The sequence below is a fragment of the Saccharopolyspora sp. 6M genome (genome assembly GCF_020176775.1).
Lineage (GTDB): Bacteria > Actinomycetota > Actinomycetes > Mycobacteriales > Pseudonocardiaceae > Saccharopolyspora_C > Saccharopolyspora_C gregorii.
On record NZ_JAIUJZ010000089.1, the window covers coordinates 1 to 13,721 of the forward strand.

A 13,721-nucleotide genomic window follows, 5' to 3' on the forward strand; every position below is an offset into this window, starting at 1 on the left:
GTGCAGCACCACGCCGTCCGCCATCGCCTGCACGCCGTCCCGGAAGCCCCACAGCCGCGCGGCCCAGCCCAGCAGCACGCTCCACGCCCCCGCACCCCCCCCCCCCCCCCCCCCCCCCCCCCCCCCCCCCCCCCCCCCCCCGGGGCCGGCCCCCCCGACGTGCTCCTCGCAGCCGCGACCCGCACGGCTCACGGCTCACGGCTCACGGCTCACGGCTCACGGCTCACGGCTCACGGCTCACGGACGAGCCAACCGATCGCGCGCCACGCCGACCACCCCGGCACCGCCCGGCCCGCGGCCGCGCCACTCGCCGGTCGACCGCAGCTTCCCGACCGCCCCACCAACCCCCACCCCAAGACGAAACAAGCCCCACCGGGATCCGGTGGGGCTTGTTTCAGCTCTTGAGCGTGGCCAGGGGCGGGGTCGAACCGCCGACCTTCCGCTTTTCAGGCGGACGCTCGTACCAACTGAGCTACCTGGCCGTGGCGACCCGGCTCTCAGCCGATCGCTCTGGCGACCCAGACGGGACTTGAACCCGCGACCTCCGCCGTGACAGGGCGGCGCGCTAACCAACTGCGCCACTGGGCCATGTTCTGTTGTTGCGTACCCCCAACGGGATTCGAACCCGCGCTACCGCCTTGAAAGGGCGGCGTCCTAGGCCGCTAGACGATGGGGGCTTGGCCGATTCGAAACCGACCCGGCCTTACCTCCAACCGGCTTTTCCCTTTCGGGGCGCCCCGTTGGCAGTGATGAAAGCTTACGACACACGCTCAGCGGCCTTGCACAGGGGGGTCCCTTAAGCCGCATCGCACGGCCCGGCGCCCTCCCGGGCGACCGCCCCCGCCGCCCACCATAGCTGCCTGACCAGTATTTTTCACCCGAACGTTGGGAGGCAGGCCGGCCGCCCGCCAAAGGCCGCGCGGGGCCGGAACCGGCCGCCGGGGGCCTCGGGCGGGGCTTCGGGACGGAGAACGGGCTTCTGTGACGGCGGTCTCAGCTCGTGGTGCGCGGGGCGGCCGTCGGGACCGAGGGGTTGTCGCGCAGCCAGTCGGCGGTCGCGATGCCGCCGAGCACGATGCGCCAGATCTCGCCGGTCTGCTGGGCTGCGCCGATGGCCCGGCCGGTGCTGAGCACCCGGACGCCGACGAGCGTCGCGTACAGGACTCGGGTGGCGGCGGCCGGGTCGATCTCGGGCCGCAGCAGGCCGTGCTCGGCGGAGCGCCGCAACAGGCCGCCGAGCAGCTGCTCCCAGCGGGCCGCCGTCTCCTGGTCACGCATCGCCAGCTGCGCGCCGGCGCGGACCACGACGTCGCGCTCCAGGATGCGGATCACCTCGTCGACGAGTTCGACGGCGGTGCTCAGCGGGTCCAGGCCGCGCCCCGTCCAGCGCTGCCAGATCTTCGACCAGACCTGCGCCTGGAAGCGGATCAGCGCGGACGCGACGGCGTCCTTCGACGGGAAGTGGAAGTAGAAGGCGCCCTTCGTGACTCCGCTGCGCCGCAGGATCGCGCTGAGCGGGGTGGCGTCATAGCCGGCGCGGTCGAACTCCTCGGCAGCAGCGATGACGATGGCACGGCGGGTGACTTGCGCCCGACGCTGCTGGGGCATGGGACGGCTCCGGCGGCTGGGACGTCGACCATGTCTCAACGCTCACCTGATCGGCGACACGGCCCACGAAAGGATGATCAACTGCGCCACGCGAAGTTACCGCGCCAGCCCCACGGGTGCCCATCCGCCGTTCCCGTGTCCCACCGGTGATCTTGCCGGAACCGACCGGTGACCTGGAGGGAACGTGAAAGAAACCGCACGGTATGTTTTGCGCGAGCCCCACGCCGGGCTCACGTCTTCCCGTGAGGCGAGCCACCGGGGGGTGCCCGACCTCGCGGGAAGACAACCCCGGCGCGGCCGTGCCCCGTTCACTCGCCACCGCCCCGCGCCGATCCGCGGTTCCGGTACCACCAAGCCCGTGTCCAGCGACATCACCGTCGAGCAGGACGATCCGGAGCGGCCCCGCGCCGCCGGGCGGACCGCAGCCCCGACCGCACCGCCGCACGCGCTCGCCGAGCCCGGTCAGCGGGTGACCGGCGGCTCGCCCTCTTCGTCCGGGACGAGCCCGAGCATGTCCAGCAGCAGCCGGCAGTCCTCGGCGCCCTCGGAGCCGCGGGCCACCGCGACCCGCGCCCGGTGCACTTGTTCGTCGGTGATCCCGGCTGGCTCGCCGCTGCGCGGCGCGGGTACCACCGAGGATGCTCGACCAACGCCTTCTTCCTGCTGCGACAGGAACTTCCGCACGTCCAACGACCCGTACATGACGCCTCCCCGGCTCGGGTTTCGGCCGCAGGTTATCCACAGCTTGTGCACAGCCGCAGCCCCCCACAGAGTGATTCGAGTGAGACGCTGAGTAATCAAGCGGCCGTGGTTCTCTCCACTGGGGAGGAGCCGACCGTCCCAGCCGAACCGGATGGTCGTCCACTGTGGAACGGACCGTGATCCGCCGGTCGACCCGGCCCGCGGGCGCGGCCGGGGCGGTCCCGCGGAGACCCCGCACCGCGGGGGAACGGTCGCACCGGCTGCTCCGTCCAGATGCGTAGTGGCGGAACCGGTGACCGCGCGCACCGGTGGAAGACGGCCGCCCACGGTCGGGTGCCGGGTGCCCGCCCACCGGGTGACACGGCCCGGTCCGGAAGCGGTCCGGGCGACGTCGAGTAGCCGACTTCGCCGCTGGTCCCTCCCGAAATCGGGGTCGCCGTGCCACAATCGTGGAGCTGACCCACCCCCGGTCAGCGACTGTGGAGATCCCCTCCGACCCCCGCGCTCCTCCCCCTGGCGTGGGGGTCCTCCGCTGCCCGGGGTCGCCCGGTGCTCGCCGACACGCCAGCGGCGGATCGGACACAGCCACTCCAGGTTTCGCAACGGAACCGTTATCGTGTGCGCGTGGCTCTAGGACGAATGAAGACCGGACGCCGGCAGCAGGACGCGCGGAGCAAGTCCGCGAACCAGCAGCAGGCCAACGAACCGGATCACGAGCTCGACTCGTACCTCGCGGCCTTGGCCCCGAAGGAAGACCTCGAAACCACCGGCTCCGGCCGCGGGTTCGGCGGTGCCGAGGTCTACCAGCTGCGCCTGCCGCTGATGGCCAACGAGAAGCTCAAGGAGCTCGCCGCCCGCCAGGGCACGTCGCCCGGCGCGCTGGCGAGGGATTGGGTGATGCAGCACCTGTCGCAGTCCGACGAACCGGCACCGGAACCCCCGCACGGCGTAGCCCGACCTCAGCAGCAGCCCCAGCAGCAGCCGCAGCCGGACGCGACCCCGGCCTGGCCGCAGCAGGAGGCGGGCTACGAGCCGGCCGGCTACGGCCAGCAGCCCGAGTACGACCCCTACGCGTACGCCTACGGCGACGAAACCGACACCGAGATCACCATTCCGCGCGGCGGCCGGCTGCGCTGATCCCGTCCCGGCCGTGTCCGGGCGGCGCTGACCCCGTTCCGGCCTCCGACCCCCGACCGTCCCGAAGCAGTCCCCGAACTCCGCCGGTGGAGGCGACCCCCGACCGCCTCCACCGGCGGTTCCACGTCCGGACCGCGGGAGGAGCGCTCAGAGACCCAGTTCCCGGGCGATGAGCATGCGCTGGACCTCGCTGGTGCCCTCCCCGATCTCCAGGATCTTCGCGTCCCGGTAGAAGCGGCCGACGGGCGTCTCGTTCATGAACCCGTAGCCGCCGAAGATCTGGGTGGCGTCCCGCGCGTTGTCCATCGCGGCGTCCGAGGAGGTGAGCTTGGCCAGCGCCGCCTGCTTGCGGAACGGTTCGCCGCGCAGCATCCGGGACGCCGCGTCGTAGTAGGCGAGCCGGGCGTTGTTGGCCCGCAGCTCCATGTCCGCGATCTTGAACTGGATGGCCTGGTACTCGCCGATGCGGTGGCCGAACGCCTCCCGCTCACCCGCGTACCGCAGGCATTCGTCGACGCAGCCCTGGGCGAGTCCGGTGCCGAGCGCGGCGATCGCGACGCGGCCCTCGCTGAGGATGGACAGGAACTGCGCGTACCCGCGCCCGCGTTCGCCGAGCAGGTTCGCCGCGGGCACCCGGCAGTCGTCGAAGGACAGCTCGTGGGTGTCGGAGGCGTTCCAGCCGACCTTGGAGTACTTCGGCGCCACGTGGAACCCGGGGGTGCCGGACGGCACGATGATGGTGGAGATCTCCTTGCCGCCGTCGGGCTTGCTGCCGGTGACGGCGGTGACGGTGACGAAGCCGGTGATGTCGGTGCCGGAGTTGGTGATGAACGCCTTGGAGCCGTTGAGCACCCACTGGTCGCCGTCGAGGACGGCGGTGGTGCGGGTGGCGCCGGCGTCGGAACCGCCGCCGGGTTCGGTGAGGCCGAACGCGCCGAGGACCTCGGCGGTGCACAGCTTCGGCAACCAGGTGCGGCGCTGCTCCTCGTCGCCGAAGCGGGCGATGGGCATGGCGCCCAGCGACACCCCGGCTTCGAGGGTGATCGCCAGCGAGGAGTCGACCCTGGCGAGTTCTTCGAGCGCGAGGCACAGCGCGAAGTAGTCGCCGCCCATGCCGCCGTGCTCCTCGGCGATAGGCAGCCCGAACAGGCCCATCGAGCCCATGGTGCGCACCAGCGGGTACGGGAAGGCCTCGCGTTCGTAGTAGTCGCCGATGACGGGGGCGACCTCCTTGCGGGCGAAGGCGCGCACCGAGTCGCGGAGGGCTTCGTGCTCGTCGCCCAGGCGGTGGTCGATCATGTCAGCTCTCCTCGGGTTCGGCGGGACGGGCGGCGAGCACGGCGAGCGGCTGGTCGAGCGCGACCGGCTGGCCGGGGCGGGCGGTGACCTCGGTGACGGTCCCGTCCAGCGGGGCGACGACGGTGTGCTCCATCTTCATCGCCTCCACCACGAACAACGTCTGTCCTCTGCGGACCTCTTGGCCCGCGGTGACCTCGGCGGCGAGCACCGTGCCCGGCATCGGGCTGGTGACGGTGCCGCCGGAGCCGCCGCCGCGTTCCGCGCGTTCGGCCAGCAGCCGGTGCTCGGTGACGGCCCAGGTGCGCCCGTCCGCGGCCAGCCAGCTGGTGTCGCCGTCCCGCGCCCAGCGGTACCGGCGGGTGCGGGAGCGGTGGGTGACGGTGAGCAGGTCGCCGTGCAGGAACGCGCTCGCCCGGCTCGGTTCGCCGTCGAGCAGCACTTCCGCGTCGGAGGCCCGGCCGCGCAACCGCACCTCGGCGTCGGCGAAGCGCCAGGTGCTCCACGCCGGTTCGCCGAGCCGCCAGCCGCCGGGCACGTCCCACGGGTCCGCGGTGCTCGGGTCCGGTTCGGCGGCGGCGAGGTCGGCGAGCGCGGCGGCGACCGGCACCTCGGACGGCACCGGGTCGGTGGTGAGCTCGGCCAGGTTCCGCTCGATGAGCCCGGTGTCGAGTTCCCCGGCCAGCACCTCGGGCCGGGCCAGCAGCGCCCGCAGGAACGCCACGTTGGTGATCACCCCGAGCACCGCGGTCTCGGCGAGCGCGGCGTCGAGCCTGCGCAACGCGTCGGCGCGCGCCGGGCCCCAGGCGATCACCTTGGCGAGCATCGGGTCGTAGTCGGAGCCGACGGTGCCGCCCGCCGCGATGCCCGAGTCGACCCGGACCCCGGCCGGTTCGTGCACGGCCAGCACCCGGCCGCCGCTGGGCAGGAAGCCGCGCGCCGGGTCTTCGGCGTAGACGCGGGCCTCGACCGCGTGTCCGTCGATGCGGAGGTCCTGCTGGGCGAACGGCAGCGGTTCCCCGGCGGCGATCCGCACCTGCAGCTCGACGAGGTCCAGGCCGCGGCGCTCGCCGACGGCGGTGACGAGTTCGGTGACGGGGTGCTCGACCTGGAGGCGCGTGTTCATCTCCATGAAGAAGAACTCGTCGGGCCGGTCGGCGGAGACGATGAACTCGACGGTGCCCGCACCCGCGTAGCCGACGGACCGCGCCACGGCGACGGCGGCCTGCCCGATCCGGTCCCGGGTGGGCTCGTCGAGCAGCGCCGACGGGGCCTCTTCGACGATCTTCTGGTGCCTGCGCTGCAGGCTGCACTCCCGTTCGCCGAGGTGCACGACGCCGCCGTGCGCGTCGGCGAGGACCTGCACCTCGATGTGCCGGGGCCGGGCGACGAACCGCTCCACGAACAGGGTGTCGTCGCCGAACGCGGCGCCGGATTCGCGGCGGGCGGCGGCGATCTGCGCGGGCAGGTCGGCGGGGTCCTCGACGCGGCGCATGCCCTTGCCGCCGCCGCCCGCGGACGGTTTGAGCAGCACCGGGTAGCCGACGTCGCGGGCGGCGGCGATCAGGTCCTCGTCGGTCATGCCGGGTTCGCTGCGGCCGGGGACGACGGGCACGCCGGCGGCGGTGACGGTGGCCTTGGCGCGGATCTTGTCGCCCATCGCCTCGATCGCGGCGGCGGGCGGGCCGATGAAGGCGAGCCCGGCGTCGGCGCAGGCGCGGGCGAACTCGGCGTTCTCCGACAGGAACCCGTAGCCGGGGTGCACGGCCCGCGCGCCGGTGCGCAGCGCGGCTTCGACGACCCGCGGCACCGACAGGTAGCTCTCCGCCGCACTGCTCGGTCCGATGTGGACGGAAGTGTCGGCTTCGGCGACGTGCCGGGCGTCCCGGTCGGCGTCGCTGTGCACCGCGATCGACCGGATGCCCAGCTCGCGCAGGGTGCGGATCACCCGCACCGCGATCTCCCCCCGGTTCGCCACCAGCACCGCGTCGATCCGGGGTCCGACCGCTCCTGCGGCCACCTCCGCGCCGACCTCGACCACCACGCTCACCTCGTCCTGTTCACCGCTGCGGAACCGCCACCGAGCCCGGAGCGGCCGTCACATCCGGAAGACGCCGTAGCCGACCGGCTCCAGCGGCGCGTTCGCCGCCGCCGACAGCGCCAGGCCCAGCACGGACCTGGTCTGCTTCGGGTCGATCACGCCGTCGTCCCACAACCGGGCCGTCGAGTAGTACGGGTGTCCCTGCGCCTCGTACTGGTCCCGGATCGGCTGCTTGAACTCGTCCTCGGCCTCGGCCGGCCAGTCCTCGCCGCGCGCGTCGAACTGGTCGCGGCGCACGGTGGCCAGCACCGAGGCGGCCTGCTCCCCGCCCATCACCGAGATCCGCGCGTTCGGCCACATCCACAGGAACCGCGGCGAGTACGCCCGCCCGCACATCGAGTAGTTGCCCGCGCCGAACGAGCCGCCGATGACCACGGTGAACTTGGGCACGCGCGCGCAGGCGACGGCGGTGACCATCTTCGCGCCGTGCTTGGCGATGCCGCTCGCCTCGTACTCCTGGCCGACCATGAACCCGGAGATGTTCTGCAGGAACACCAGCGGGATCGAGCGCTTGTCGCACAGCTGCACGAAGTGCGCGCCCTTGAGCGCGGACTCGCCGAACAGGATGCCGTTGTTCGCCACGATCCCCACCGGGTGCCCGTGCAGCCGGGCGAACCCGGTGACCAGCGTCGTGCCGTAGTCCCGCTTGAACTCCTGGAACCGGCTGCCGTCGACGATCCGCGCGATGACCTCGTGCACGTCGTAGGGGGTTCGGCTGTCGGTGGGCACGGCCGCGTAGAGGTCGTCGGGCGACACCAGTGGTTCCTCGACGGGCCGCACGTCCCAGGGCCGCGGGCTGCGCGGGCCGAGGGTGCCGACGATGGAGCGCACGATGCGCAGCGCGTCCGCGTCGTCCTCGGCGAGGTGGTCGGTGACCCCGGAGGTGCGGGAGTGCAGGTCACCGCCGCCGAGTTCCTCCGCGGTGACCTCGGCGCCGGTCGCGGCCTTCACCAGCGGCGGGCCGCCGAGGAAGATGGTGCCCTGCTCGCGCACGATCACCGCTTCGTCGCTCATCGCGGGCACGTAGGCGCCGCCCGCGGTGCAGGAACCGAGCACGGCCGCGATCTGCGGGATGCCGCGGGCGGACATGGTGGCCTGGTTGTAGAAGATCCGGCCGAAGTGCTCGCGGTCCGGGAACACCTCGTCCTGCCTGGGCAGGAACGCACCGCCGGAGTCCACCAGGTACAGGCACGGCAGGTTGTTGTGCAGCGCGACCTCCTGGGCGCGCAGGTGCTTCTTCACCGTCATCGGGTAGTAGGTGCCGCCCTTGACGGTGGCGTCGTTGGCGACGATCACGCATTCGCGGCCGGCGACGCGGCCGATGCCGGTGATGATCCCGGCCGAGGGGGCGTCGCCGTCGTAGAGCTCGTGGGCGGCCAGCGGCGAGAGCTCCAGGAAGGGGGATCCGCGGTCGAGCAGCGCGTCCACCCGGTCCCTGGGCAGCAGCTTGCCGCGTTCGACGTGCCTGCGCCGGGACTTCTCCGGGCCGCCGAGGCGTGCTTCGGCGAGCCGGGCGTCGAGGTCGGCGACGAGCGCGGCGTGCTCGGCGGCGAACCGCGCGGGCCGGTCGGCCGCGACGTCGAGCGCGCTGGTCAGGACGGGTGCATCCACCGGCGTTCCTCCTGCTCCGGACTGCGTCGACCGCGAGTTAGTCATCGTTAACCACTGGCGATGTTAACGGCGGCTAACTTCGGCGTCTAGTATCTGCTCCGATGACCGGACCGGCCACCGAACGCCCGAACCGCCGCGCGCAGCTCCTCGACGCGGCGGCCGAGCTGTTCGCCCGCTACGGCTTTCACGGCGTCGGCATGGACGACATCGGGCGGGCCGTCGGCATCTCCGGGCCCGCGCTGTACCGGCACTTCCGCGGCAAGGACGCGATGCTCGCCGAAATGCTCACCGGCATCAGCGACCGGCTGCTCGACGCCGGGCGCAGCCGCGCGGACGCCACCGCGGACCCGCGGCTGGCCCTGGACGAGCTGGTGCGCAGGCACGTCGAGTTCGCCCTCACCAACCCCGCGCTGATCACCGTGCACCTGCGGGACCTGGACAGCCTCGCCACCGCGGAGCGGCACCGGGTGCGCGAGGCGCAGCGCGGCTACGTCGAGGTGTGGGTGGACGTGCTGCTGCGGACCCGGCCGGAACTCGACCGGGCGACCGCGCGGGCGTCGGTGCACGCGGTGCTCGGACTGATCAACTCCACGCCGTACAGCACCCACCTCGACCGCACCGACATGGCGGAACTGCTGCACCGGATGGCCATCGCCGCGTTGAGCTGACCACCGCCTCCCGCCCAGCGCGCGGGGATGCCGTCACCCGCCAGGGCGCACCGTCATCCGTCCGGAGGAGTGCACCGGATTGCAGGGCCGGCGAGCCGCGCCAACACTGAACGCCGAGGCCGCGCCGGGCGAGTTCCGGTGCCCGGGCCGCCCGGCCCGAACAGCGGCCGCGGCGACCCGGAGGACACAGGCATGGCCACCTTGCGCGCACGGCCGTCGCCGATCCCGACGCGCCCGTCCAGCACCCCCGGCTCCGGGAAGTCCCCGAAGTTCGTGAGCTGGGCGCGCACCACCGACCCGAAGGCCATCGGCAAGCTCTACCTGGCCACCGCGTTCGGGTTCTTCATCATCGGCGGCGCGATGGCGCTGCTCATCCGCGGCGAACTGGCCCAGCCCGGGCTGCAGTTCCTCTCCCAGGAGCAGTACAACCAGCTGTTCACCATGCACGGCACGATCATGCTGCTGCTGTTCGCGACGCCGATCGTCTTCGGCTTCTCGAACATCATCCTGCCGCTGCAGATCGGCGCGCCGGACGTGGCGTTCCCGCGGCTCAACGCCTTCTCCTACTGGCTGTTCCTGTTCGGCGGCCTGATGGTCCTCAGCGGCCTGCTGCTGCCGGGCGGAGCCGCGGACTTCGGCTGGACCGCGTACGCGCCGCTGTCCCGGTCCACCTACAGCGCGGGTCTCGGCGGCGACCTGTGGATCACGGGGCTGCTGGTCAGCGGGCTGGGCACCATCCTCGGCGGGGTCAACATGATCACGACGACGGTGTGCATGCGGGCGCCCGGCATGACGATGTGGCGGATGCCGATGTTCACCTGGAACATCCTGGTCACCAGCGTGCTGATCCTGATGGCGTTCCCGGTGCTGACCGCGGCGCTGTTCGGGCTGCTGGCGGACCGGCACTTCGGGGCGCACGTGTTCGACCCGGCCACCGGCGGGGCCATCGCCTACCAGCACCTGTTCTGGTTCTTCGGGCACCCGGAGGTCTACATCGTGGCGCTGCCGTTCTTCGGCATCGTCACCGAGATCTTCCCGGTGTTCAGCCGCAAACCCCTGTTCGGCTACATCGGGCTGGTGTTCGCGACGCTGCTCATCGGGGTGCTGTCGGTGGTGGTGTGGGCGCACCACATGTTCGCCACCGGGTCGGTGCTGCTGCCGTTCTTCTCGTTCACCACGTTCCTGATCGCGGTACCGACCGGGGTGAAGTTCTTCAACTGGATCGGAACGATGTGGAAGGGCCAGCTGACCTTCGAGACGCCGATGCTGTTCGCCCTCGGGTTCCTGGCGACGTTCCTGCTCGGCGGGCTCACCGGGGTGCTGCTGGCGGCGCCGCCGCTGGACTTCCAGGTGCACGACACGTACTTCGTGGTGGCGCACTTCCACTACGTGCTGTTCGGCACCATCGTGTTCGCGGTGTTCGGCGGGATGTACTTCTGGTTCCCGAAGATGACCGGGCGGATGATGGACGAGCGCCTCGGCAAGCTGCACTTCTGGCTGACGTTCCTCGGCTTCCACACCACGTTCCTGGTGCAGCACTGGCTGGGCGGGGCGGGCATGCCGCGGCGCTACGCCGACTACCTGCCGAGCGACGGGTTCACCGGGATGAACGTGGCCTCGACGGTGGGGGCGTTCATCCTGGGCGCCTCGATGCTGCCGTTCCTGTGGAACGTGTTCAAGAGCTCCAGGTACGGGACGGTGGCGAACGTGGACGACCCGTGGGGGCACGGCAACTCGCTGGAGTGGGCGACGTCCTGCCCACCACCGCGGCACAACTTCACCGAGCTGCCGCGCATCCGCTCGCCCCGGCCCGCGTTCGAACTGCACTACCCGCACATGCTGGACCGGCTGGAAACCGAGGCGTACGTCGGCGGAGCGCCGCGCGAACTGTCCTCGAAGGACGAATGAACCGTTGGGCACACTGCACAACCGGCGCGGAGCACTCGGCTGACCTCGCACAAATCGTTTCAACCGCGTAACGGCGCCGCCACTGGCGACGATCTTCCCCGTGGCGCGTTCACGCTGAACCGAACGAGTGGAAACCGGCCCGCGCGGCAGTGGTCCGCTTCATAGTCCCGCCGGGAACACCGTCCCCGGGGCCTAGTGTTGAACGCGTCCGGGGAGCCGCCAGCGACAGCCGGTCTTCCTGAGAAAGAGCTCCGAACACCGACGACCGCCTGAACAGCGGGGACCCTCGACGTCCCCGGGAGGCGAGTTCGGGGCGCTGACCCGGTCCGGAACTTTCGATTCAGGAGACCTCCTTGCCCATTGCCCTGTTGGCCCTGGCCATCGCAGCTTTCGGCATTGGAACCACCGAGTTCGTGATGATGGGGCTGCTGCCAGAAGTGGCCTCGAACCTGCACGTGTCGCTGCCCGACGCCAGCGGCTACATCTCGCTGTACGCCCTGGGCGTCGTCGTCGGCGCGCCACTGCTCACCGCGGGCGGCATGCGGGTGCGGCGCAAGACGATGCTGATCAGCATGATGGCCCTGTTCGTCGTCGGGAACCTGGCCTCCGCGTTCGCCCCCACCCACGGCACGCTGCTGGCGGCCCGGTTCATCGCCGGCCTGCCGCACGGCACCTTCTTCGGGGTCGGCGCCGTCGTCGCCGCCGGACTCGTCGCTCGGGACAAGCGGGCCCAGGCCATCTCGATGATGTTCATCGGCCTCACCGTCGCCAACATCGTCGGCGTGCCGCTGGGCACCCTGCTCGGGCAGGCGCTCGGGTGGCGGTTCACCTTCGGCGTCGTCGCCGTCATCGGCGTGATCGCGCTGATCGCCGTGGCGCTGCTCGTCCCGCAGCAGCCGAAGCCGACCGACGTGAGCCTGCGCGGCGAGCTCGTCGCCTTCAAGCGGCCGCAGGTGTGGCTGGCGTTCGCGGTGGTCGTGTTCGGCTTCGCCGCCACGTTCTCCTTCTACAGCTACATCAAGCCGCTGCTCACCGACGTGACCGGCTTCAGCCCCACGATGGCGACCGCGCTGCTGGCGCTGTTCGGCGTGGGCATGACCGCGGGCACCATCATCGGCGGGCGGCTCGCCGACCGGGCGCCGATGAAGACGCTGTACGTCTTCCTGGCGCTGCTGGCGGTGACGCTGACGACCTTCCTGGTGACCTCGCACAGCATGGTGCTCACCGCGATCAACGTGTTCGCGGTCGGGCTGGCCGGGTTCGCCGCCATCCCCAGCATCCAGGCGCGGATCCTGGACAAGGCCAAGGAGGCCCCGGCGCTGGGGTCGGCGAGCATCCAGTCCACGTTCAACATCGCCAACTCGCTCGGCGCCTACCTGGGCGGGCTGGTCATCGCGGGCGGCTTCGGGCTCACCGCGCCCAGCTGGGTCGGCGCGATCCTGGCGCTGGTCGGGCTCGGATTCGCGCTGTTGTCCGGCTGGCTGGACCGCGCGCCCCGCTCCGGCGAGGTCGTGGCCTCGCACCGGGCCGAGGTCGAGCAAGTCGCGGAGGCCCCGGTCCGCTGACGGCACCGAAGGGGCCGGTCACCCACCCGGTGACCGGCCCCTTCGCACGTCCGGGTCCGGTCCCGGAACCGCGGGGGCGGATGCGGCGGATGTGCCGCGCCGGGCGGAACCCGCTGGTCGACGGATGGCTTCCCGCCCCGGCGCGTGCTGTGATGGAGGACGCCCTGGGCCGGGAATCCGCGACCGGAGCAGCGGGTTGCACGGAGTAGGTGATCCGCGAGGTCGCGGGTCGCTCCTGGCAACGTTCGACCTTTCGGAGGAACGAGTAGATGACCCAGGTTCCGAACCTCACGCTCAACACCGGCGCGGAGATCCCGCAGCTCGGGTTCGGCGTCTTCCAGGTGCCGCCGGACGAAGTGATCGAACCGGTGGCCACCGCGATCGAGGCCGGGTACCGCAGCATCGACACCGCGGCCGCCTACGGCAACGAGGAAGGCGTCGGCAAGGCCATCGCCGACTCGGGTGTGCGGCGCGAGGACCTGTTCGTCACCACCAAGCTGTGGAACGACCAGCAGGGCTACGACAGCACGCTGAAGGCGTTCGACGACAGCCTCACCAAGCTCGGCCTGGACTACGTCGACCTGTACCTGATCCACTGGCCCGCAGCCGGGCAGGACAAGTACGTCGACACGTGGCGGGCGTTCGAGAAGCTGCACGGCGAAGGCCGCGCCAAGTCCATCGGCGTGTCGAACTTCCAGATCCCGCACCTGCGTCGCCTGTTCGAGGAGACCGACGTGGTGCCCGCGCTGAACCAGATCGAGCTGCACCCGAACCTGCAGCAGGGCGACCTGCGCGCGTTCCACCGCGAGCACGGCATCCTCACCGAGGCCTGGAGCCCGATCGGCCAGGGCAAGGGCCTGCTGGACGACCCGACGCTGGGTTCGCTGGCCGAGAAGTACGGCAAGAGCCCGGCGCAGATCGTGCTCCGCTGGCACGTGCAGCTGGGCAACGTGGTGATCCCGAAGTCGGCGACGCCGTCGCGCATCCGGGAGAACATCCAGGTGTTCGACTTCGAGCTCGCCGACGACGACCTGGCGGTCATCGCGGGCCTGGACACCGGCACCCGCGTCGGCCCGGACCCGGACGCCTTCGGCGCCTGATCCCGCATCCGGAAGCCCGCTCGGC

General features: G+C 71.5%; 10 protein-coding genes, 3 tRNA genes and 1 pseudogene. 5 read left to right on the forward strand and 9 right to left on the reverse strand.

The genetic code is table 11. The features are described from left to right. The 6 genes and pseudogenes from LCD31_RS13725 to LCD31_RS13750 all read right to left on the reverse strand — a co-directional run. A pseudogene (locus LCD31_RS13725) lies at window positions 1-192 on the reverse strand (hypothetical protein); the annotation flags it as partial. Between the two features lie 216 nt (window positions 193-408). Next, window positions 409-482 (reverse strand) — tRNA-Phe (locus LCD31_RS13730). A gap of 29 nt (window positions 483-511) precedes the next feature. Then, a tRNA-Asp gene (locus tag LCD31_RS13735) sits at window positions 512-588 on the reverse strand. 16 nt (window positions 589-604) lie between these two features. Continuing rightward, window positions 605-677, reverse strand: a tRNA-Glu gene (locus LCD31_RS13740). A 316-nt stretch (window positions 678-993) separates the two neighbouring features. Continuing rightward, window positions 994-1,608 (reverse strand): ScbR family autoregulator-binding transcription factor, encoded by a 615-nt coding sequence (locus LCD31_RS13745; protein ID WP_224958528.1) that lies wholly within the window; start codon window positions 1,606-1,608, stop codon window positions 994-996. 462 nt (window positions 1,609-2,070) lie between these two features. Continuing rightward, entirely contained in the window at window positions 2,071-2,310 is a 240-nt protein-coding gene (locus LCD31_RS13750; RefSeq protein ID WP_224958529.1) for a hypothetical protein, read from the reverse strand. A 624-nt stretch (window positions 2,311-2,934) separates the two neighbouring features. On the opposite strand from LCD31_RS13750, the gene LCD31_RS13755 reads away from it, so the two are divergent. Beyond that, window positions 2,935-3,447, forward strand: coding sequence for a hypothetical protein (locus LCD31_RS13755; protein ID WP_224958530.1), 513 nt, complete (start codon window positions 2,935-2,937; stop codon window positions 3,445-3,447). A gap of 147 nt (window positions 3,448-3,594) precedes the next feature. Here LCD31_RS13755 and LCD31_RS13760 read toward each other — a convergent pair whose 3' ends face one another. The 3 genes from LCD31_RS13760 to LCD31_RS13770 are packed head-to-tail and all read right to left on the reverse strand — an operon-like array spanning window position 3,595 to window position 8,455. After that, window positions 3,595-4,746, reverse strand: a complete 1,152-nt coding sequence (locus LCD31_RS13760) for an acyl-CoA dehydrogenase family protein (protein ID WP_224958531.1) — start codon at window positions 4,744-4,746, stop codon at window positions 3,595-3,597. A gap of 1 nt (window position 4,747) precedes the next feature. Continuing rightward, window positions 4,748-6,787 (reverse strand): biotin carboxylase N-terminal domain-containing protein, encoded by a 2,040-nt coding sequence (locus LCD31_RS13765; RefSeq protein ID WP_224958557.1) that lies wholly within the window; start codon window positions 6,785-6,787, stop codon window positions 4,748-4,750. 54 nt (window positions 6,788-6,841) lie between these two features. Then, window positions 6,842-8,455 (reverse strand): carboxyl transferase domain-containing protein, encoded by a 1,614-nt coding sequence (locus LCD31_RS13770; RefSeq protein WP_224958532.1) that lies wholly within the window; start codon window positions 8,453-8,455, stop codon window positions 6,842-6,844. A gap of 101 nt (window positions 8,456-8,556) precedes the next feature. Here LCD31_RS13770 and LCD31_RS13775 point away from each other — a divergent pair, with 101 nt between their 5' ends. The 4 genes from LCD31_RS13775 (at window position 8,557) to LCD31_RS13790 (ending at window position 13,696) form a co-directional block, all read left to right on the forward strand. Further along, window positions 8,557-9,123, forward strand: a complete 567-nt coding sequence (locus tag LCD31_RS13775) for a TetR/AcrR family transcriptional regulator (protein ID WP_224958533.1) — start codon at window positions 8,557-8,559, stop codon at window positions 9,121-9,123. 192 nt (window positions 9,124-9,315) lie between these two features. Then, window positions 9,316-11,031, forward strand: a complete 1,716-nt coding sequence (gene ctaD / locus LCD31_RS13780; protein WP_224958534.1) for a cytochrome c oxidase subunit I — start codon at window positions 9,316-9,318, stop codon at window positions 11,029-11,031. Between the two features lie 353 nt (window positions 11,032-11,384). Further along, entirely contained in the window at window positions 11,385-12,596 is a 1,212-nt protein-coding gene (locus LCD31_RS13785; RefSeq protein WP_224958535.1) for an MFS transporter, read from the forward strand. Between the two features lie 269 nt (window positions 12,597-12,865). Next, window positions 12,866-13,696: an aldo/keto reductase gene (locus LCD31_RS13790; protein ID WP_224958536.1), complete on the forward strand. Its 831-nt coding sequence runs from the start codon at window positions 12,866-12,868 to the stop codon at window positions 13,694-13,696. The last annotated feature ends 25 nt before the right edge of the window (window positions 13,697-13,721 follow it).

Bases quoted from the DNA above. Each gene is read 5' to 3' on its own strand.
- LCD31_RS13745 (WP_224958528.1), bottom strand. From the start codon at position 1,608: ATGCCCCAGCAGCGTCGGGCGCAAGTCACCCGCCGTGCCATCGTCATC.
- LCD31_RS13750 (WP_224958529.1), bottom strand. From the start codon at position 2,310: ATGTACGGGTCGTTGGACGTGCGGAAGTTCCTGTCGCAGCAGGAAGAA.
- LCD31_RS13760 (WP_224958531.1), bottom strand. From the start codon at position 4,746: ATGATCGACCACCGCCTGGGCGACGAGCACGAAGCCCTCCGCGACTCG.
- LCD31_RS13775 (WP_224958533.1), top strand. From the start codon at position 8,557: ATGACCGGACCGGCCACCGAACGCCCGAACCGCCGCGCGCAGCTCCTC.
- ctaD (WP_224958534.1), top strand. From the start codon at position 9,316: ATGGCCACCTTGCGCGCACGGCCGTCGCCGATCCCGACGCGCCCGTCC.
- LCD31_RS13790 (WP_224958536.1), top strand. From the start codon at position 12,866: ATGACCCAGGTTCCGAACCTCACGCTCAACACCGGCGCGGAGATCCCG.